The sequence below is a fragment of the Kitasatospora sp. NPDC101157 genome (assembly GCF_044768255.1).
Lineage (GTDB): Bacteria > Actinomycetota > Actinomycetes > Streptomycetales > Streptomycetaceae > Kitasatospora.
This window is the reverse complement of sequence record NZ_JBIWPL010000045.1, coordinates 1-21,024: the sequence shown is the minus strand read 5'-3', so window position 1 is coordinate 21,024 and position 21,024 is coordinate 1. Positions and strand designations below refer to the sequence as shown.

At 75.1% G+C, this 21,024-nt stretch carries 15 protein-coding genes; 3 read left to right on the top strand and 12 right to left on the bottom strand.

The annotated features are described in order from the left end of the window. Positions 1–21 precede the first annotated feature (21 nt). The 12 genes from ACIRVF_RS41325 to ACIRVF_RS41270 form a co-directional block, all read right to left on the bottom strand. Complete coding sequence (locus ACIRVF_RS41325) at positions 22–1,800, bottom strand: VgrG-related protein (protein WP_402829965.1); 1,779 nt, start codon at positions 1,798–1,800, stop codon at positions 22–24. Next, positions 1,797–2,519: a LysM peptidoglycan-binding domain-containing protein gene (locus tag ACIRVF_RS41320; RefSeq protein ID WP_402829963.1), complete on the bottom strand. Its 723-nt coding sequence runs from the start codon at positions 2,517–2,519 to the stop codon at positions 1,797–1,799. Before ACIRVF_RS41320 ends, ACIRVF_RS41325 begins: the two co-directional genes overlap by 4 nt. Positions 2,520–2,586: 67 nt before the next feature. Beyond that, positions 2,587–3,012 carry a phage tail protein gene (locus tag ACIRVF_RS41315; protein ID WP_402829961.1) on the bottom strand — a complete coding sequence of 142 codons (426 nt, stop codon included), beginning with the start codon at positions 3,010–3,012 and terminating at the stop codon, positions 2,587–2,589. Positions 3,013–3,067: 55 nt separating this feature from the next. Continuing rightward, a complete protein-coding gene (locus ACIRVF_RS41310) occupies positions 3,068–3,355 on the bottom strand; it encodes a hypothetical protein (protein WP_402829958.1) in 288 nt (95 codons plus the stop codon). 2,975 nt (positions 3,356–6,330) lie between these two features. After that, entirely contained in the window at positions 6,331–6,489 is a 159-nt protein-coding gene (locus ACIRVF_RS41305; protein ID WP_167344961.1) for a DUF6760 family protein, read from the bottom strand. Next, positions 6,486–7,001 (bottom strand): hypothetical protein, encoded by a 516-nt coding sequence (locus ACIRVF_RS41300; protein WP_402829956.1) that lies wholly within the window; start codon positions 6,999–7,001, stop codon positions 6,486–6,488. The genes ACIRVF_RS41305 and ACIRVF_RS41300 overlap by 4 nt, the downstream gene beginning before the upstream one ends. Then, the gene (locus ACIRVF_RS41295) at positions 6,998–7,438 is read right to left on the bottom strand and encodes a phage tail protein (protein WP_030290301.1); all 441 of its coding nucleotides are present in this window, start codon (positions 7,436–7,438) and stop codon (positions 6,998–7,000) included. Before ACIRVF_RS41295 ends, ACIRVF_RS41300 begins: the two co-directional genes overlap by 4 nt. Positions 7,439–7,492: 54 nt before the next feature. After that, positions 7,493–9,043 (bottom strand): phage tail sheath family protein, encoded by a 1,551-nt coding sequence (locus ACIRVF_RS41290; protein WP_402829953.1) that lies wholly within the window; start codon positions 9,041–9,043, stop codon positions 7,493–7,495. Positions 9,044–9,313: 270 nt separating this feature from the next. Next, positions 9,314–11,554 carry an ATP-binding protein gene (locus ACIRVF_RS41285; RefSeq protein WP_402829951.1) on the bottom strand — a complete coding sequence of 747 codons (2,241 nt, stop codon included), beginning with the start codon at positions 11,552–11,554 and terminating at the stop codon, positions 9,314–9,316. Beyond that, on the bottom strand, positions 11,551–12,249 hold the full coding sequence (locus ACIRVF_RS41280) for a DUF4255 domain-containing protein (RefSeq protein ID WP_402829949.1): 699 nt from the start codon (positions 12,247–12,249) through the stop codon (positions 11,551–11,553). The genes ACIRVF_RS41285 and ACIRVF_RS41280 overlap by 4 nt, the downstream gene beginning before the upstream one ends. Positions 12,250–12,514: 265 nt before the next feature. Beyond that, positions 12,515–15,775: a hypothetical protein gene (locus tag ACIRVF_RS41275; protein ID WP_402829947.1), complete on the bottom strand. Its 3,261-nt coding sequence runs from the start codon at positions 15,773–15,775 to the stop codon at positions 12,515–12,517. 159 nt (positions 15,776–15,934) lie between these two features. After that, positions 15,935–16,675, bottom strand: a complete 741-nt coding sequence (locus ACIRVF_RS41270) for a LuxR C-terminal-related transcriptional regulator (protein WP_402829944.1) — start codon at positions 16,673–16,675, stop codon at positions 15,935–15,937. Positions 16,676–16,808: 133 nt separating this feature from the next. On the opposite strand from ACIRVF_RS41270, the gene ACIRVF_RS41265 reads away from it, so the two are divergent. From ACIRVF_RS41265 to ACIRVF_RS41255, 3 genes are all read left to right on the top strand, one after another. After that, positions 16,809–18,260, top strand: a complete 1,452-nt coding sequence (locus tag ACIRVF_RS41265) for a hydrolytic protein (protein ID WP_402829941.1) — start codon at positions 16,809–16,811, stop codon at positions 18,258–18,260. Between the two features lie 344 nt (positions 18,261–18,604). Beyond that, positions 18,605–19,918, top strand: a complete 1,314-nt coding sequence (locus ACIRVF_RS41260; RefSeq protein ID WP_402829939.1) for a DUF4157 domain-containing protein — start codon at positions 18,605–18,607, stop codon at positions 19,916–19,918. An 80-nt stretch (positions 19,919–19,998) separates the two neighbouring features. Continuing rightward, on the top strand, positions 19,999–20,874 hold the full coding sequence (locus ACIRVF_RS41255; protein WP_402829936.1) for a methyltransferase domain-containing protein: 876 nt from the start codon (positions 19,999–20,001) through the stop codon (positions 20,872–20,874). The last annotated feature ends 150 nt before the right edge of the window (positions 20,875–21,024 follow it).

Below are 21,024 nucleotides of genomic sequence, written 5' to 3'. Positions count from 1 at the left end.
CTGGTTACGATTGACGCTGCGTCAGTTGATGTGCACGAAGGCCCCCTTGATCACCGCCAGGGCTCCGCCGTCCACGGCGACCTCCGTCGTGCCCCGGATCGTCACCGATCCGCCGCGCACGTCGACCGCGCCGGTGCCCGCGTCGAGGGTGATGCCGGCGGGTGACAGGCGCACCGTGCTCGTCCCGGCGCCGACGGCGCCGTGCACGGTCAGCACGATCTCGCCCTGCTGCTGGTCCAGCCGGACCTCCAACTTCCCGTCCCCGCTGGCCAGTCGGACCCCGGAGCTGCCGCCCGGCACGTCCAGCAGCTCCAGCCGGTGGCCCGAACGGGACACCACGGAACGGCGGTTCACCTTGCCCGCGGTCGCGTCGACCAGCGGCACGTCGTGCGGCGAGGGCCGGTCCACGCCGTTGTACAGGCCGCCCAGCACGTACGGGCTGTCCAGGTCGCCCTGCTCGAAGCCGACCAGCACCTCGTCGTTGACCTCGGGGCTGACCACGCCGCCGCCCCCGTGGCCACCCCACTGCACGGTGCGCACCCAGTCGGAGACGTAACTGTCGTCCAGCCAGGGGAACTTCAGCTTCACCCAGCCACGCTGCCCGTCCCCCGGCTCCCGGAGGTCGGTGACCACGGCGACGGCCAGTCCCGGCATCCGTGGTCCGCGCGGCGGCGCGTTGCCGCCGGTCGCGAGTCCGGCCAGCGAGCGGTCGGGCGACGCGCTGACCACCACGGTGGTCCGGTAGCCGCGGAACGGCTCCAGCAGGTGGCGCACCCCGGTGGCGGTGTAGCGGCCGGAGAAGGCGGCGCCGACGTTCCCCAGCGCGACCGCCGTCCCCGCCCGCAGCCGCGGATTGCCCTCGACGACCGCCTCCAGCTCGCCGAAGCCCGCGGCCACCGAGGCGGCCAGCGACCGCGCCACGGCGGTGGTCTCCGCCTGGGTGCGGTACGGGGTGTCGGCGACCGTGAGCCGGGCCTGGCCGGGGAAGGCGGAGGCCACCACCGAGGGGCTCATCCCCGGCAGCACGCCCGGTGAGGCCACCGACGGCTCGGCGGCCACCAGGGCGCTCTTGGTGGTGACGTTCCAGCCGCGCGCCTCGACCGTGTCCGCGCCGGCCCCGCCGGTCAGCACACCGCGCAGTTCCAGCAGGTTGCGGCCGTACTCCAGCACCAGCGGGTTCTGCGGCGCGGGCGTGGTCGGGGCCGGTGCCGTGGACGCGGGCTGCGGCCGGACGAACTCCAGCCTCCCGTCGTCGTCCACCCGCACCTGCGCGCCGCTCTCCGCCGCCAGGAACTGGAGGAACTCCCAGTCCGGGACGTTCGCCTGGGAGAGCTGCTGGTGCACGACCGGGAAGGAGTCGACCCGCCCGCAGGCCAGGCCCGCACCGGCGGCGACCTCTCGGACGATGTCGGCGGTCGTCATGTTCCGGAAGGCCTTCACCCGGCGCCCGCGCATCAGCCGGTGGGTCACCGCCGAGGCCCGCACCACGGTGTACGAGCCCGTGGTGTCGACCTCCAGCTCCAGCGCCGTCACCTCGCCGGTGAACAGCCGCACCTGGGTGTGCCCCTGCACGGTGACCACGGACACCCGCAGCTCGGTGCCGATGGTGATGCCCGTCGCGGACAGGAAGGTGTGGTCCGCGTCCCGGAAGCTCAGCACCGCCGTGTCGGGCAGACCCACGCTCTCCTCGATGTCGCAGGACACCAGCTGGGCCGCCCAGGCCGGCGGCAGCGGCCCCGGCGCCTCGACGACGGGATCCGCGGCGAACGGCCGGCCGCCCCGGGCCTCGGGAGTGGTCATCGCCGCCCGCCCCGGGTGAGCTCGTCGATCCCCGGCACGATCAGCTCCGACCCGGGGACCAGGACCAGCGGGTCGTCGATGTCGTTGGCCTCGGCGATGGTGCGCCAGGCCGTCGCGTCCCCGTACGCGCGCCAGGCGAGCAGCGGCAGGCTGTCGCCCGCGATCACCCGGTGGGTGCTGCGGGCCTCCGGCGAGCCGGAGGTCGGGTTCTGCCCGGCCGGGTCGACGCTGGCCTCGTCGATCGAGAGGGAGCACACCGCGCGCAGCGGATTGCCGTCCACGTCGAAGAGCGTGTAGGTGACCGACAGGCCGGTCAGCACCCCGTTGAACGAGGTCGTCTTCAGGGTCCCCCAGTCCAGCCGGATCCACGGGCTGGCCGGGGTCTTGCGCGCCAGGCTCGTCGGGGTGGGCACGCAGGCCGTCATCAGCTGCTCCACCGCCCGCTCCACCGAGTTGTCGTGGGTCGCGGTCGAATCCAGGAACACGTCGAGCGACAACGAGCGCGGACCACTGCCGACGAACTCCGGCAGGGCCGACTGGCCCGCCATCCGCGACGGCGTGCGCCGCCACTCGGTGGTCTTGCGCAGCACCAGCGTCGCCGGGTTGAACTGCAGCGGAAGCCGCGCGATCGCACCGCCGGGCTGGGCGCCGACCGTGGACGGGGGCTCCATGATGGTCAGTTGGGCCCGGGTGACGCTCGCGGGGACCGCCGAGGACATCCTGCTGCTCCTTACGTGGGTGGGCCGACTTCGGTGCGAACCGCGAACCGCGAACCGCGAACCGGGATCAGGACGGGCGGAGACCCGCGTGGGCGATCTCCAGACTCTCCACCGCGGCCTGGGAGGTGGCGGGGTCGAAGGACGGGCCGTCCCAGCGCACCGGGACGATCCCCAGCACCTGCCAGCCGACGATCCGGCTCAGGTCCGGCCGCAGCGCCACGATCTCGCCGTCCTTCGGCTCGACCTTCCGTACGGTCTCGCCCAGCCACCGCGCGATCTTGGCGCTGTCCGCGGTGACCGCCCGGGTCAGCGTGATGTTCGACCAGGTGATGCGGCCCGGCAGCTGCCAGGCGAAGCCGTTGTTGCCGCCCTCCGCGTACTGCTCGATCTCGACCTGGGCGCCGAGGCCGGAACAGGTGGTGAACTCGCCCAGGTCGTTGCCGCCGATGGTCAGGCTGAAGAACACGCTGCTCGCGAAGATGTTGTCGGTCATCGGTCCCCGTTTCCTGCTTTCCGGTGCCAGTCACGTCGATGGGGTCGTCCCGCGCTCAGCGACGCAGGTCGTACGGTCTGCCGGCCCGCTCCCGGCCCCGGCGCAGCTCGGTGCGCAACAGCCGGCCGACCGGTTCGACCAGGCGCCGGGCCAGCTCGTCCAGGTCGGCGGGCCCGGCGCCGTCGGGTGCCCCGGTCGGTTCGGCGGACGGGGAGGCCTTCGCCTGGGAGCCGCCTGCCGGTGAGGCCTTCGCGGGAGCGGCCTGGACGGTGCCCGGCCGACTCGCCGGGACGGCGGTCAACGGCACCCCGGACAGGCCCGTCCGCTCGGCCACCCGTTGCAACAGCTGCGCCGTACCGGGCGCGGGCGGTACGGAGGGGGTGCCGGTCGGACGCGCGGGTGTCAGGGCTCGCGAGCCGACGGGTGACGGGGGCGTCGCCGGCGGCGGCGGTGACGGAAGCGGAAGCGGGCGGGACACGGTCGGCAGCCGCTGAAGCGACTGGCCCGCCGGGGGTACGGGCCGCACCACGGGCGCGGGCGGAGTGCTCGCGGCGTGCCCGGGCGGCAGGGCTCGCGGCACCACCGGCGAAGGGGGTGTCGGCAGCTCCGGTGACGGCACCCGCTGAACCGGCGGCGGCGCGATCCGGACCACGTGCGCGGGCGGCACCGCCGCCGCCGTTCGGGCAGGTCGGGCCCGACTGCCGGGCGCGGTCGCCATCGGAGCGGCCGAACTCCCCTGCGCTGGAGAACCATTGGCCCGTGTCCGCCCGGAGCGTCGACGCTGCACGGCAGCCACGGCCCCACCCGCGGCTACAGCGCGCGGCACGCCGGAGGAGGCCGAACTCCCCTCCCCCGCAGGCCGATCAACAGCCGTCCGGCCGCCCCCGCGCTCCGACGCCCGACGGGCACGCGAGCGTTGCACCGCGGCGACGACCCCTCGCACCACGCCTGGACCGGACGACCGGCCCACGGCCTCGGCGGTACCCCGCGCACCGCTCGGCCCCGGCGTCCCCTCTACGGCAGGACGATCGGCGGCTGTCCGGCCGCTCTCGCGGTCGAGTGCACGGGTGGAACGCACGCGTTGCACAGCACCGACGACCCCGCGCAGCAGGCCCGGAGCGGACGAACCGCTCGCCGCTGCTGTCACCGACTGCCCGGTCGTAGCCCGTCCCTCCCCCGCGCTCAGCGAACGGCGTGGCGCTGAGTGCTGCGGAGCAGCAGCGATCCCGCCGTCCCGGCCGCCGTGGGAAGGCCGCGTGGGCCCCGAAGGCCCCGAGGGCCGCGAGGGCCGCGAGGGCCCCGCAGCCGGATCGTCGTCGTTCGCGCGGGACGCGAGCGCGTTGGGCCAGACCGCAGGCACCACGGGTGGCGGAGGCGGCGGTGCCGTACGGGAACCGGTGGTGGGTGCGGTGCTGGCGCCCGCGGAGGGCGCCGCCGGCGTGGCGAGGGCGACCGGCATCGGACGCTCGCCGATCAACCCCCGCCTCGTGACGGCGAGTTGGACCGCCCGCCGCACGCCCGAGCCACCAACGGCCGGACGCACCGGCACAGTCACGGACCTGACCTGGCCGCTGGTGGCCCGCGACTCGGCAGGGCCGCTCCGCGCCGGCCCGGCCGCCCCGCCATTGTCCGTCCGTGGAAGCCGAGTTGGGTCCGTCGCAGTGCTGCCCGCCCGCGCGGTGGCACCCTGCGCATGTGGCCCTTCGCCGACCACCGGCGCGCTCCGCTCCGCCGGCCCACCGGCACTTCGGCTTCCGGCGTCGCCTGCCGCCGGGCCCACGACGCGCCGGACCGGTCGGTGGCCGCCGAGCGACGGCGCAGTGCCGCCCGGCGCGGCCGCCGACGGCGGCAGGGCGTCGAGCGGCGCGCCCAGGCCCCCGCGCGTGCGGGCAGGAGCGGGGGGCGGCGGGGTGCGCGGGGCGGTACCGGCGGGCTGCCCGGACGACGTGCGCTGAACGGGGGAGCCGCCTCCGTGCTCGGGGTGGGCCCCTGGCTGCCGTGGACTGTCGGGCCCGCTCGCCTCAGGGACGGCGGACTCCGTCGCAGCACGGACGAAGGGCATGGCCGGCGCACCAGGGTCGCGTTCCGCGCCCTGGGAACCGACGGCAGCCACGGGTGCGGCGCTCGCCGGCAGCGCGGTCAGGGGCACGCCGAGGACCGGACGGGCAGGTGCTGCGGCGCTCCTCGCGGCGGCGCGCTGGACCACCCCTTCGACCGGGCCGCCCGCCAGGGGCGCGGGCGCGGGCGCGGCGGCCCCGCCGCTCACGGACGGGCTCGGCCGATCGGCCGGTTCGTCCGTCACGGCTGCCGGCAGCACCGGTTCGGTGTCTCGGCCCGGCGGCCCGGTGACCGGCTCGTTCCCCCTGCGCGGCCCGGTGACCGGCTCGTTCGCCCTGCGCGGCCCGGGAACGGCCGCCACCGGACGCACGGGCAACGCCCGGGGCCGCCGCGCCACGGTCAGCGGTCCACTGACGGGCCGCGGCCGTACGGAACGGCCCTGAGCCCGGTCCACCGCGTCGCCCGGACGCGGCGACTTGTCGATCCCCTCCGGCACCTGAGTGCCGGGCTCCCGAGGACCGGCCCCGGGCACAGCGGGCTCCGGGACTGCGGGCGTCACCGCCTCAGGCCTCGCCTCGCTCCGGACCGGCGCACCAGGCGTCGCCGCACCGCCCTCCGCTCCGACCCGCCGTACGTCTGCTCCCCTGTCCGCACCCGCACGCGTGCCTGCCGCGCGTGTACCTGCCGCAGGCGTGCCTGCCACACGTACGCCTGCCGCAGGCGGGCCCGACCGCACGGGCAGCCGCCGTACCCGGACGGCCCGCTGGACCGGCGGCTCCCGCCGCCGTCCCCCCGCGCCCTGCGAGTGGCCCGCCGCCTCGCCCTCGTCCACCCCGCCGCCCGTGCCGGCCGGCAGGACGAGTTCGTCCCCGCCCCCGACGGCCGTCGCCGGACCACCCGGCGCCGCCACCGCCCGCAGGATGCCGACCGGTGCGGTCGGCAGAACGGCGTGGCCCAGCGGCCCGCACAGCGAGGGGTCCTGCCAGGAGGCCAGCCGGGAGCGGAACTTGAGGCCGTCGCTGACCCCGGGCCCCGCCCCGGCCAGGGTCGGGACGAGTGGCGTCACCGCGCGCCATCCGCCGTCCCCGGCCGCCGGCCGTTGCTGCCGGGCCGCCGCGGGCACGATCGCGCCCGTACCTCCGGTCCCGCCTTCCGCCACAGGGCCGCCGGACGCGGCACCACCGGACGCGGCACCACCGGGCGCGACAGCACCGTCAGCCCGGCGCCGCCGCGAGATCCAGTCCCGCACCCCCACCCCGCTCACCCGCCCTCGTTGACCCTGGAGTTGATGCGCGCGATCTCGCGCACCCACTGCCCGCGCTCGCGGTGGGTCAGGTCGAGGAGGTCCTCGCGCGGCCAGTGGAAGTGGTAGGCGATGTACGCGATCTCCTCGTACAGCCGAGCAGGCGCGTACGTCACGATTCCCCCAGGCGCCCACCGGCGAGGTCGACCTCGAAGGCGCCGTCGCAGTGCGGGCAGGTCACGGCGGCGCGCGTGTGGCCTTCGCTGTTGATCCGCTGGTAGAGGTCCTGGAGGAAGGCGACGTCGGTGGCGTACATCCGCTCGACGATCCCGGCGTGCACGTCGGTGACGTCACCCAGCCTGGTGATGACGTGGCTGAGCAGTACCACGCTGAGGTAGGCCGGGTTCTCCTTGACCCGCAGGTCGATCTGCGGCATCAGCTCGTCCCGGGCGGTGGCCAGCCGCATCGCGCCGTGGCGGTGCACGGTGCCCTCGTCGTCGACGTAGCCGAGCGGCAGCTCGAACTCGAACTCGGTGTGCGGCGCCCGCCCCCGGGGCGCGGCCGGCCCGGCCTGCGGCGCGGCGCCCTGCCGGTCCGGCACCGGCACCGCGCCCGTACCCGCGCCCGGGAGCGGCCCCTGGGCGGGGGCCCGCTCCAGCAGCTCGTCCAGGCCGATCTTCCGCCTCATTCGACGCTGATCTCCTCGAACACGATGGTCACGGTCTCGGTCGCCGCGCTGGACTCGCCCGCGCTGAGCGTGGGGCCCTCCCAGCGGCTCGCCCAGGCGTTGGTCAGCTGGATGCGTCGCAGGGTGGCGCCGGTGGTGTCCTTGACCTCGATGGTGAGGTTCTGCCGCGCGGTGTTGATCGCCCCGTTGTTGAGGGTCTCCTTGATCCAGTCCGTGAACGCGCCGCTCTTGTCCAGGCCCCGGGTGATGGTCACCTCGCCGGGCAGCCGGGCGCCGGGCTGCTTCCGGACGATCAGTTTGCCCTCTTGGGTCACCTGCTTGTACTCGACGACGTCCTGTTCGACCGTCAGGTTGCTGATCTCCTTGACGGACTCGACGTTGTAGCCGCCGAGTTGGACGCCGAATATGTGTGTGGAGAGCGGATCGCCTTCAGCCATGGCGTGTTGTCACCTTCCGATGCGTTGGGTGGCCGACGGGACGACGGGGCCGGGTCACTCGTTGACGAGGCTCGTGCTGTCGGAGAACTGGGCCAGCCGGAACACCACGAACTCGGCCGGCTTCACCGGGGCGACGCCGATCTCGCAGATCACCTGGCCGAGGTCGATGGACTCCGGCGGGTTGTTGTCGCGGTCGCACTTGACGTAGAAGGCCTCGGCCGCGGTCTGGCCGAACAGCGCCCCGCGCCGCCACTCCTCGGTGAGGAAGGCGGTGATGTTCCGGCGGATGCTGGACCACAGCCGGTCGTCATTGGGTTCGAAGACCACCCACTGGGTCCCCAGGAGGATCGATTCCTCCAGGTAGTTGAAGAGCCGGCGCACGTTCAGGTAGCGCCAGGCGGGGTCGGAGGAGAGGGTGCGCGCGCCCCAGATCCGGATGCCGCGCCCGGGGAACGCCCGTACGCAGTTGACGCCGATCGGGTTCAGCAGATCCTGTTCGCCCTTGCTGAGCCGCAGTTCCAGGTCCACCGCGCCGCGGATGACCTCGTTGGCGGGCGCCTTGTGCACGCCGCGTTCGGAGTCACTGCGCGCCCACACCCCGGCCACGTGCCCGCTCGGCGGGACCAGCACGTTGCGGCCGGTGGCCGGGTCGAAGACCTTGATCCACGGGTAGTAGAGGGCGGCGTAGCGGGAGTCGAAGCCGGCCTCCTCGTTGCGCCAGGTGCGCATCCGCTGGGCGTTCAGGCCGGGCGGCGGGTCGAGGACCGCGATCCGGTCGCCCATCTGCTCGCAGTGCGACATGACGGCCAGCTGGACGGTGCGCAGGCCCTCGTCGTCGAGGTCGCCGCGCTGGTAGGCGCTCATCAGGTCGGGCACCGCGACCATGGTGATCTCGTCGATCGCCTCCAGGCCGGAGAAGCCGGTCCGGGCGGCGGCGTCGCCGACGTACTCGGCGGGGTCGAGCCGGGAGGAGGGGGCCGCGACCGGCCCCGGCGCCACGGCGGGGGCGGCGGCGAGCGCGTGGGTCTGGCGCTCGGGGCGGCTCGGCGCGGTGCCGGGCTGTTCGGCGACCGCGACCAGCTTGGACTCGCGCAGCTGGGTGACGACGTACCCCTTGGTGTTCTTCCGGGTCGAGACGTCGTAGGTCTCCACGACCTCGGCGCCGCGGCGCACCAGCACCCGGAACCGGTCCTCGGGGACGTTCTCCCCCTCCGCGTCGGCGATCTCGACGGACACCTCGCCGCCCGCGCCGGGCAGCGCCGAGAACAGGAAGCCCGCGACGGCGACCGGCGGGGCCGCGACGGCGGCGGGTGCCGGGGCTGCGCCGGGGGCCTGCCGGGCCGGGTCGCCGACCCGGACGACGTAGGCGGAGCCGCCGCCGTTGGCGAAGAAGCCGTAGACCGCGTGCGCCAGGTAGGTGCCCTCGGTGAACCCGCCGAACCGCTGGACGTACTGGTCCCAGTTGGTCACCAGCGTGGGCTCGTGGAAGGGACCGGAACCGGCGAAGCCGACGAAGGCGGCGACGGCGGTGCCGACCCCCTCGATCGGCCGGGCACCGGACTGGACCTCCTCCACGTACACACCCGGGGTGAGGTACGACGGCATACGCGCTCCTTCGGCTGGCCAGTCATTTCGCCGGTCATTCGCTGATCGCTCGCTGATCGCTGACTGATCGCTCACTGATCACTCGCCCCCGAGTCTGCGGTCCGGGCGCCGTCCGGACCATGCCCCGGGGTCCCGGAGCGGGGGCAGGACCGGCTGCCCCCGGCGGACAGCCCGACGGGTCCGCGCGGGCCGACCCGGGGGCCCCGCCGCCCCGGAAGGCCCGCCGCCCCGGAGGACCTCGCCGCCCCGGACGCGACCGTCCGCGGGATGTCAGCCGAGCCCGGTCTCCCCGAGGACGCCCAGCCACGGCCCGAACTCGCTCTCCAGGACCAGCCGTCCGAGCTTGCGGTACTCCCCGACCACGGCGGCGACCAGCTGCGCCATGCCCAGCGGGCTGCCCGTACCGGCCGCCAGGTAGGCCGCGGAGACGGCGCAGGCCCGGATGGAGCCGCCGGTGAGCTCGAAGTGCCTCGCGCAGAAGTCCAGGTCGAGGTCGTCGCCGCGGGGCAGCCGCGGCCCCAGGCAGCGGTCCCACAGCAGGCGCCGCTGCGCCCGGTCGGGCAGCGGGAACTCGGCGATGACGTCCAGGCGCCGGGTGAACGCCTCGTCGAGGTTGGCCCGCAGGTTGGTGGTCAGCACCGCGATCCCGTCGAAGGACTCCATCCGCTGGAGCAGGTAGGCCGTCTCCACGTTGGCGTGGCGGTCGTGGGCGTCCTTGACCTGCGAGCGCTTGCCGAACAGCGCGTCCGCCTCGTCGAACAGGAGGACGGCGTTGACCTGCGCGGCCTCCGTGAAGACGCGGTCCAGGTTCTTCTCGGTCTCGCCGATGTACTTGTCCACCACCGTGGACAGGTCGACGACGTACAGCTCCATGCCGAGCTCCGCCGCGACCACCTCGGCCGACATCGTCTTCCCGGTGCCGGACTCGCCCGCGAACAGGGCGATCACCCCGTTGCCCCGGCCGCCGCCGGGCCGCATCCGCCACTGCCCGAGCACCCGGTCGCGGTGCCGGGCCCGCAGCACCAGTTCGCGCAGCCGGCCGGCGGTGGGGCCGGGCAGCACCAGGTCCGCCCAGCCGACCGCGGGCTCGATCCGGCGGGCCAGCCGGGCCAGACCCGCGGCGTTCTGCGCCCGTACGGCGGCCCGCAGGTCCTCGGCGCGCACCGGGCGACGCTCGGCGGCCGCCGTCCTGGCGGCCACGGCGGCGGCCCGCTCCAGCTTCTCCCGGTCCAGCCGGTAGGCGGCCACCGCCTCGGCCAGCTCCTCGGACAGACCCGCTGCCCGATCCCCTGTCCGGCCCGCTGCCAGGCCCTCCGCCAGACCCTCCGCCAGACCCTCCGCCGGCTCCCGGCCCGGCGACGCCCCGCCGGCGGCCAGCGCGCGGGCCCACTGCCCGGCCCGGTCGCGCGCGTCCGGCGGCGGGACGGTCAGCACCACGGGACTCTCCCGGGTCCAGGCCGGGTCCCACACCTGCGGGCCGTGCACGACCAGCGGGACGGGCCCCAGCAGCGCGCACAGGTCCCGCAACAGGGCCGCCCGCTCGGGCCGTTCGGGTTCGAGCCGGTCCAGCGGACCGAGCACCACACCACCCCCGCCCAACCGGGCCTCGCGGGCGAGCACCCGCACGGTGGCCGTCGACGGGTGGACGGCGGCCAACGCGGCGGCGTCGACGACCAGGGGCGGCCGGTCTCCGGACGCCAGGGCGGCCACCGCCGACGGGCCCGCCTGCCCGCCACGGTCCAGCAGGTACACCGGCCCGCCGGCCGCCGCGGCCGCGGCCACCGCTGCGGCCAGGTCGTCGACGGGCTCCGGGGCGGCCCCGACGTGCGGTTCGGCGCGGTGGGCCAGCCCGACGAGCGCGTCGTCCGGTTCGTCGTCGCCGAGGAGGTGGGCCGTCACCCGGTCCGGCACCCGCAGCGTGCGGGAGAGCAGCGGGCGCTCCGGCTCGGTGACCTCCACCAGGCCCCCGGCGACCAGCGGGGCACGGGCGGAGAACCGGAAGCGGCCGGCGCCCGCCGTCGGCAGCCCGCACAGTTCGAGGGCGAGGGCCACGGTGGCCCGGCGGCGGGTCAGGTCGTCGTTGAGGTAGCCGTAGAGCTGCTCGAAGCGGGTGTCGAGGTCGGGGGCGAGGGCCACCAGCAGCAGGTCGAGGTCCACCGGGAGCAGGCCGAACTCGGCGCCCAGCCGGGCCAGTCGGGAGCCGGGCGGCGGTGCTGCGGGCGCCGGGCCGCCCGCAGCACCGCCAACACGGTCCACAGCGCCGTTCGCAGCGCCGTTCACAGCGCCGTGAGCCGTACCGGCGAAGCCCGTCGCGGCGCAGGACGCCAGGATCCGCTCCACCGCCTCCGGGCCGAGGTACTGGCCGCGGTACGGGTCGTCCGGGTCCGGGTCGTCGGCCCGGCGTTCGCGCACCGCCGCCCGGACCCGCTCCTCGACCCGGTGCAGCCGCTCCCACAGGTGGTCGCGGGCGGGCGGCGCGCCGTTGACGGCCGGTCCGAGGTCGAGGCTCACCGCGCTCCACCCCTCGTCCTGCGGCCGGGCGGCAGCGCACGCTCCCGGGGGGCGGCGAAACCGTCGGCCCCCGGGTCCCCGGCGCCGCGGTAGCGCAGCCGGCGGCCTCCCGACTCGCTCTCCCGGGTGGTGTCCCGGGCCCGCACCACCAGGCCCTCGGTGACGGGCGGCCCGGCGGGGTCGAGCCCGCCGGCCAGCGGGGCGAGGACCCTGAGGTCGATCGAGGGCCGCAGCTCCCCGCCCAGCCCGGACCAGACGTCGGACACCGACGGCAGACCGGTGTCGCGCCCGGCGATGTCCAGCCCGACGGTCAGCCCGAGCCCGGCGAGCGACCCGGTGAGCAGCCGGGCGGGCAGCGCGTCCACGGCGGTCAGGCACTGCAACACCTCGGCCAGCAGCCGGTGTTCGTCCTGCGGGCGGTTGGTCCAGACGGTCACCAGGTAGCCCAGCTCGAACCAGCGGGGCGCGGGTCGGTGACCGACCACCACGCCGTCCTCGTCGTACTCGGCGACGGCCCCGGCCTGCCGGCGGCTCGTCTCCTCCCGGATCCCGTACAGGAACACGCTGACCGTCGGCGCGGTCCGCCGAGCCGCCAGGTCCCGGGTCGGCGCATCGAAGACCACCTCGACCCCGCGCTCCGGCAACCCGGCGCCGTCCAGCAACAGCCGCAACGCCTCGTCCACCTCATGGATCACCGGCCCTCCCCCTCCCCACCGACACCACACACCCGGACACCGCCCACCGAGCCCCGCCGCAGCCTTCCGACGACCACGCCGCGCCCCGTCGTCGCCAACCCGAGCCGCCTCACCACCGCCCCGCCTTCCCTCGATGCCCTTCGCCACCAGGAACGCGGGTGGTCACCGGGGAGGAGCCCGGGCCGGCGGCCGTGATGGCCCGGGTAGGTGGGCGTGCGGCGGATCGGCTGCCGAGGTCCGCCACAGCCCGGAAAGATCGCCCCGCTCACCGGCGCTCCACCTCCCCCGGCGGGCCGATGCTGCCCTCCACCACCAGGAACGGGGTGGTCACCGGGGAGAAGCCCGGGCCGGCGGCCGTGATGGTCCGGGGGCCGGTCTCGTCCTTGGGGAGGATCAGCAGCTGGCCCGCGAAGGTCCCGTCCGGCTTCGGGTACGTGGGAGCCGCGGCCGCGGTGATGCCGGGCTGCCAGGTGAAGCGGACGGGCGCGCCGGGTGGGAAGTCCGTGCCGCGGACGGAGGTCACGAAGCCGGGCTTGCCGATCGGCGGGACGGCCACGATGCGGGGCTGGAGGATGCGCAGCGGCGTACCGGCCCGGTGCGGGCCCGGGGTGGCGTCGGTGCCGGTGGTGGTGAGCTCCGCGGTGATCGTGGTGTCCAGTGCGGCCACGGGTGAGAGCACCACCCGGACCACCTGGCTGCCTCCGGGGGCGAGGTCGGCGAGTTGGCAGCTCCCGTTCCGGCAGCCCGGGGGCAGCGCCTCGGTGGGTACTCCGGCGGGCAGGCCGAGGGTCAGGCGCAGCCCGGTCGCCAGGGCCTGGCCGGTGTTGCGCAAGGTGTAGCTGACGGTCACGTGGCCGCCGACGTAGCCGGGGTCGGGCTGGGCGTCGACCGCCACGCCGGGGCCGGCCTGCGGCGGCGGTGCGGGGGCGGGCGCCGGGGGCGGTGGCACGGGGGTGGGCGAGGTGGTCGGGGTGGGCGTGGGGCTCGGTGAGGCGGTCGGTGACGGCGTGGGCGTCGGTGAAGTCGTGGGCGTCGGTGTCGGTGAAGGCGTGGGCGTCGGCGAGGGCTCCGCCACGACCGGCAGGATCGTCTCGGCCGACCCGTTCTCCGGGTTGGGGTCGACCACCGCCCCGGTGACGCTCCAGCCGAACGGCTGGTCGCCCGCCCGGGTGCCGATCAGCCGGCCGGTGACCCGGACCTGCGCCCCGGGCGGCAGGGTGCCGAGCTCGCAGCGCAGGGCCGCCGCGTCGCACTGCCCGACCTGGCTGGTCAGCTCGCCGAGCCGGGCACCCGTCGGCACCGAGGCCGTGAGGACGGTACCGGGTGAGGGTGCCGGGCCCTTGTTGGTGACGGTGATCGTCACGTCGGTGCCGCCGTCGACGGGGACGGCCGGGGTGCGGGGCGGGGCGCTGAGCGTCAGGTGGACGGACCGCTGGACGGCCGGCTCCTTCTGGCGCCCCGGCAACCGCCAGTCGAGCGCGGTGAGTTCGGCGGTCGCGAAGTCGTAGGTCTTGAGCCCCTCGGGTGCGCTCGGCGGCGCGGCGCGCCGGGAGGTCAGCACGAGTTTCCCGCCGTCGGCCGTCCAGGCGACGTCACGGGGTTGGAAGGGGCCGGTGGAACGGTCGGGCAGCGGCCGGGTGCAGGCGCCGTCGCCGAGCCCGGCTGGAAGGATCACCGTGCAGTCCCGGCCGGTCGGTGTGGTGACCACGACGCCGTCCTGCCGGTTGTTCCCGCCGTCACCGGCCTTGCGGTTGAAGGCGATCCGGCGGCCGTCGGGCGAGAAGGCGGGGCTGTCGTCGATGACGTTGCAGCTGCCCGGGCAGGCCGTGCGGCTGAGGTCGTTCTGCCGGGTGAGGTCGTCGGCGGGCACGGTCCAGATGTGCTTGTTGCCGGGGTTGCCGTTGATCACGGCGGTCCGGGAGAAGGCGATCAGCTTGCCGTCGGGGGACCAGAAGGGCTCGTCGTCCGCGGCCCCCGGCTGGTCGGCCGGGGGCTGGACGGTGCCGACGATCGCGCCCGTGGCCATCTCGGCGATCACGATCCGGCCGGGACGGGCCGGGGCCTGTCCACCGCTGCCCGGGGTGCTGCGGCTGAACACCATCAGCCTGCCGTCCGGGGAGAGGGAGGGGTCGGTGTCCCGGTCGGTCGGGCCGCGCCCGGCGAGGTTCATCGGGTGCGGGTCGGCGCCGTCGGCGTCGGCCAGCCAGATCCGTTGGATCCGGCCGGCGGGCGAGTCCTCGTAGCGGGTGACCACGAGCTGCCGCCCGTCGGGGGTGTAGGTCTGGCGTTCGTACCAGGGGTCGTAGCCGGGGCGGGGGTGGAAGAGCGGGTCGGCGGCCGGGTCGGGATCGGTGTTAGTGTCGGCGGCCGGGTCCTCCGTGAGCACGCTGATGCCCAGGTCGCGCGGGTCGGCGCCGTCGGGCCGGACGTCCTGGACGTCGGCGACGTTTGCGGCGGAGGCGCTGGTCTGCTCGACCACCGGCCCGCCGCCGTTCTGCGGTCCGAGCCAGGTCGGCGTGGCGATCAACCGGTTCGTGCTGTAGAGGAGTTGGGGGTCGGTGCAGTCGCAGGTCGGCGCGCGGTAGAGGTTCACCACCGGTGGCGGCGGCGGGTCGGCCGGCCGGGGCTGGGGCTGCGTCTCGGGGGCGAGCCGGTCGGCGCTGAGGAACAGGACCCCGCTGCCGTCGGCCAGCCAGGAGGCGGACCCGGTCTTCCAGGTGGAGCCGGTGCCGGGGAAGAACGCCTTGTCGCCGCCGGTCGGCGAGGTGAGCATCAGGGTGCGACCCTTGTCCCCCTGGTCCCAGGTGTAGACGATCTGGTTGCGGTGGGCGTCGTCGTCGAGCGGGTTCCAGGTCGGGTCGACGGCGTCCCCACTGGTCACGTTGGTGACCTTGACGGGCGCGCCGCCGGTGAACGGCCGCAGGTAGATCTGGACGTGCCCCGGCTCGCCGGCGCAGGCGTAGGCGACCCACCGGCCGTCGGGCGAGACGGTCGGGTGGGTCTCGTCGGCGGTGCCGTCGGTGAGCCGGCGAAGCCCGGTGCCGTTCCGCTCGACGGCCCACAGGACGTGCTGGGAGGTGCCGTCCTTCCGGGGCTCCAGGGCCTCGAAGACGACGCCCTTGCCGTCCGGGGCGAGCGCGGGGTGGGAGGTGTCCATGCCGGTGGTGAGGCGGCGCAGCGAACCGGTCGCGTCGCGCAGGTACACCTGGGGCAGCGGGCCGTCCCGCAGGCTGGTGAAGACCAGTTCGTCGCCGCGGGCCGAGGGGTCCTGGTCGAAGTGGACCGGACCGGGCCCGAACAGCGGGGCGCTGGTGTCGTGGCCGGTCACCCGGGCGAGGCCGCGGTGGTTGGTGCCGGCGTAGACGATCCGCCCGCCGGCCGGGTCCTCGGCGGAGCCGGCCGGACCGCCCGGTCCCCCGGGGGCGGAGCCCAGGGTCAGCACGGCGGCCGCCAGCGCGAGCAGCGCCGCGACGGCGGCCCGGGCCGGCCGCCGGATGGAGCGGGGAGTGCCGGTGGCGGCGGTCACGCGCGACCTCACAGGGTGGCAGGGGCGGTCTCCCCGCAGTCTCACCGGCTCGGGCGCCCGGGAACAGGGCCCGGGCACCCGAGCCGGGGGTAACGACCGGTGCCCCAAAGGGCAGTCCGCGACGTTCCTCGCGCGGGACGTGCGGAACGGCCGTGCCCCTCAGATCAGCCCGCGCCGCATGGCGTACCCCACGGCGTGCGCCCGGTTGCGCAGCCCCAGCCGCGTGATGATCTCGTGCAGCACGTTCTTGACGGTCCGTTCGGAGTACGAGGTCTTGGCCGCGATCTCGCTGGTGTCGAAGCCCTCGGCGACCAGCCGCAGCATCTCCGCCTCCCGGGCGGTCAGGGTCGACAGGGTCAGGCCGCGCCCGTCGAGCATGGTGCGCTGGAGCATCCCGATCCGGTCGAGCAGCTCACCGAGGAGGTCCCCCGGCATCACGCCCTCGCCGTTGGCCAGGGCGGTGATCAGGTGCACCAGCCGGTCCTGGTCCGCCTCCGAGCGGCGCAGCACGGCGGCGACCCCGCATTCGACGATCGTCTGCAGCCCGCCGGCCTCGAACTGCCCGACCACCAGGCCGATCCGGCCGGAGGTGGCCAGCCGCAGCCGGCGCAGGTGCTCGGCCACCGCCTCGGTCAGGGCGTCGACGACCAGCAGGGAGACCTCCGCCCGGCCCGCCTCGCTCTCGTTCAGCAGCTCCACCTCGGGCCGCTGGCGCAGCTGTTGGACCACGCCGGTCTGCAGGATGAGGTCCTCGGCGTACACCGCCACGGGTATCTGGCCCGGCCTGCGGGTCTGGACCGGGATGCGCGGGGCGGCCTGGCGGGCGCTGCCGGAACGTGGTGCCACCGGCGGCCGGCGGGTGGTGGCTGCCTCGCATCGAGTTGTTTCGGTCGACGTCATCGAGCTCTCCATTCTCCAGTGGACCTGCGGCGGTGCCGGGCAGGGTCGGTCGGTCCGTACGGGCAAGGGGTGTGCCCATGGCTTGCCCGTACGGCCCTCTCCGCGGACGGTCCGCCGGTCCTACCGTCACGCCATGACCACATCCGCCGAACTCGGCCTGCCCGCGCTGACGGTGGCGCCCGGTGGCGTGGCCACCACGACGCTGACGGTGCGCAACGACCTCGACATCGTGGAGGCGTACACGCTGGAGGCGGTCGGCGACTGCGCCGCGTGGACGACGGTCGAGCCGGCCCGGGTCTCGCTCTACCCGGGGACGTCCGAGACGGTGACGGTGCGCGTCGCCCCACCGCGTTCGTCCGCCGCCCGGGCCGGCGAGTTCCCGCTCGGCATCCGGGTGCTGCCGACCGAGCGCCCCGAGCTGGTGACGGTTCCGGAGACCACCGTCACCGTCACGCCCTTCCACGAGTTGCAGGCCGCCCTTGCGCCCCGGCGCCGCCGCGGCTGGCTGCGCGGCCGCTACCGCACCTCCGTCCGCAACCTCGGCAACACTCCGGGCACCGTGGCCCTCACGCCCGGGCAGGCCGGCGAGGAGCTGCGGTTCCGGACGACCCCGGAACGGCTGCGCCTCGAACCCGGCGAGTCCGGCGAGCTGCGACTGCAGGCGCGGGCCCGCAAGCTGATCTGGTTCGGCAAACCGGCCTCCTGGCCGTTCGAGGTCACGGTGGGCCCGGAGCAGGGCGCCACCGGCAGGGACGCCGACGGAGAGGCGGCGGCCGCCGGGGGTACGGGCACCCCGGACGCCCAGGGTGCCCGGGGCGGTCGGGACAGCAGGGACAGCAGGGACAGCAAGGGTGCGGACGGCAAGGGCGCGTCCGCCTCGACCGAAGCCCTCACGCCCGTTCAACGGGTTGCGCTCGACGGCGAGTTCATCCAACTGCCGGTCTTCCCGAAGTGGCTCCTCGCCCTCCTGGCCGCGCTGCTCGCGCTGCTGCTGGCCTGGTTCGCCCTGGTCCGCCCGGCGGTGCGCAGCTCCGCCAAGCAGGCCGCCGAGCAGGCCGTCGCCCAGCAGAGCGCCACCCCGGCTCCTGGCGTCGTCGCGCCGGGCGGTGCGCCCACGGCGCCTTCCGGCGGCAACCCCGGCGGCCAGGGCAGGCCCGCTGCCGGGCAGCCCAGCACCGGCGGTCGCGCCCCCGGTGCGGGCCTGGCGGAGCCCGGAACCGGACGGCAGAGCTCCGCCACCATCGACGTGACGACCTCGAACAGCTCCTCGTCCACCGGCAGTTACCAGGTGCCGCACGGCAAGGTGTTCGACATCACGGACATCGTGGCCGCCAACTTCCAGGGCGACCAGGGGTTGTTGACCATCACGGCCGGCAAGCAGACGATCACCACCATCGCCTTGGAGACCTTCCGCAACCAGGACTACCACTGGGTGACTCCCATCCAGGTCCCCGAGGACCAGGCAGTGACGGCGACCGTGACCTGCGAGTCACCGGGCACTCCGGCCTCGGGCAAGCAGGCGGACACCTGCCACGAACTCCTCAACATCAGCGGGACGGTGAGCGACATCAGGCAGGGGAACTGAACCGGTGCGCACGGCGCTCTTCCCCTCCGTCTCCCTGATCTCCCCCTATCCGTATCTCCTCCCGCGCCTCGCGACCATGTCAACTACCCGCGGGTAACCATGGCCTGCTCGCGCACCCACCGGCAACCCGCCCGAACCGCGCCCACAGCACCCGCCTGCCCTCCCGGGGAAGCCCGACAGGCCCTCCGGGGGCAACCGGACCGCCCCCGCAGACGCCGATGTCTGCCCCCGCGCGCTCCTGACGTCCCCTCAGTACAGCAGTAGCTTTGTGCTGTTCCCGCCCCAAAGGCACCCGCGGGGCCGTATACGCACCAAATCGCCACAAGGAGGAGGAACCCGACCGCGTGCGCAGCCACCAGCCGGGCCGGGCCGAACCGGCCTCCGCCCCCGCCCCCGCCGCCACCCGCGCAGTACGCCCGGGCCCGCGTTCCGGCACCGCCCTCGCCCTGCAACGGTCCATCGGCAACGCCGCGGTGACCCGCCTGGTCCAGCGGACCCACCCCGGCGCCGGCGGCGCCGGTACGCTCAACGGGCAGGAGGAACTGCCGCTCCAGCGCTCCCTGGTGCACCAGGTGCTGCGCACCGCCGGACAGCCCCTGGACGCCACCACCCGCCGCGACATGGAGTCCCGCCTCGGCGCCGACTTCTCCGACGTACGGCTGCACACCGGCAGCAGGGCCCGCGCGTCCGCGGCCGAGGTCGGCGCCCGCGCCTACACCTCGGGCAACCACGTGGTGCTCGGGGCCGGCGGCGGCGACCGGCACACCCTGGCCCACGAGCTCACCCACGTCATCCAGCAGCGGAGCGGCCCGGTCGCGGGCACCGACCGCGGCGACGGCCTACGGGTGTCCGACCCGTCCGACCGCTACGAGCGCGAGGCCGAGGCCAACGCCGTCCGCGCCCTGTCGGCCCCGCTCGTCCGCCAGGAGGCGGAACGCGGGCCCGGCCGCTCCCCCGGGGCGTCCCGGGCGGAGGCATCGGTGCAGCGGATGCCCCCCAAGCGCAAGGCCGAAGCCGCCGACCTCCCCGCGCCCTCGGGCCGAACCACCCGCGGCAAGGCCCGCGCCGCGAACCTCGACCTCGACCGGCCCGTCCTGGAGTTCACCTCGGAGTACGAGGGACCGGCCGCCCAGCGGCTGGACGACACCCAGAGCATCGGCTTCCAGCAGGTGGCGCGGCTGCGGAACCCGCCCGGTGCCCCGCAGCAGGTCGCCACCAACTACCACTTCTGGCAGGAGGTCACCGACTCCAACGTCCAGATCGTGCGGTCGGGGACGGACTACCCCGCGACCCCGTCCAACCGCCCCTGGATGCAGGACGGCCCCTACCGCCCGCCGTACACCAACGCGGTCATCAACAACGGCCAGAACGTCATCGAGTTCAACGACAACCCCGGCTTCTCCACCTCGGCGCGGATGACCCCCGGGTACTGGCTGAGGTCCTACCAGGTCTCGTTCCGCTGGAAGGTCGCCCGCGCGACCGGCCCCTGGAACCGCACCATGCCCGCCTGGACCAGCCCCGAGGTCACCCACACCCTGGAGTCCGAGTTCGACCCCGAGCACCCCGACCAGCCGTCCCCCATCGCTGCCGTCCCGGCCGGGTCCTTCACCTGGCAGGTCAACCTGGCGTCCAGGGACACCGACGACGCGGAGAGCTGATCCTCGGCGTGTGATCCGGTGGGCCATCCCCCTGCCGTCGGGCATGGCGCCGACGGCCCGGAAAGGTCGACCATGAGGTCATGACTTCTTCGCCCCGCCCGCCGCACACCGGTGGCCGACCTGATCCGAAAGACGAGCCCACCGCGCTCGGCGGGGAGCCCGCTCCCGCCCGCGGGTACCTGCTGGACAACGCGCGCGCCGAGGCGGGCGAGCGATTCGTCTGGCTGGCCGAGCTCTTCGACGGCGTGACTCGCGGTCACTTCGACCGCCTGGGCGTCGGGCCCGGCTGGCGCTGCTGGGAGGTCGGGGCCGGTGGCCCCGGCATCCCGGAGGCGCTCGCGGCAGCCGTCGGTCCCACCGGGCACGTGCTGGCCACGGACCTCGACCCGTCATGGCTGAAGTCGGGCAACGGCTACGAGGTGCGCCGGCACGACGTCGCCGCTGACCCGCCCCCGGAGCCGGGGGCCTTCGACCTGGTGCACGCCCGGCTCGTGCTCGTCCACGTACCCGACCGGGCCCGCGCGTTGACCACGATGGCGGCAGCGCTACGGCCCGGCGGCTGGCTGCTGGTCGAGGACGCCGACACCGCTCTGCAGCCACTGGCCTGCCTGGACGACAGCGGCCCCGCCCAACGGCGGGCCAACCGCCTGCGCGACGCGGTCCGGGAACTGCTCAGGCGCCGCGGCGCCGATCTGCGCTACGGCCGGACACTGCCGCGGGCACTGCGCGAAGCCGGCCTGGTGGACGTCGCCGCGGCGGGCGCCTTCCCGATCGGCGGGCCGGCCTGCGACCGTCTGGAGGCCGCGACCATCCGGCACGTGCGCGGCGAACTCCTCGCGGCCGGCCTGGCCGACGAGGCCGAGCTCGACGCGCACCTGACCGCCATCGACGCGGGAGAACTCGATCTGACACTCGCACCCCTGGTCTCGGCCTGGGGCCGCCGCCCAGCCGAGTAGCCGCCCGCACTCGGCGAGGGCGCGGATCGGCGAAATTGGCGGCGAAATTGGCGGCAAACGCGAAGAACCCCCATCCGGAATCCGGATGGGGGTTCTTCTGAATGATTGTTCGGCGGCGTCCTACTCTCCCACAGGGTCCCCCCTGCAGTA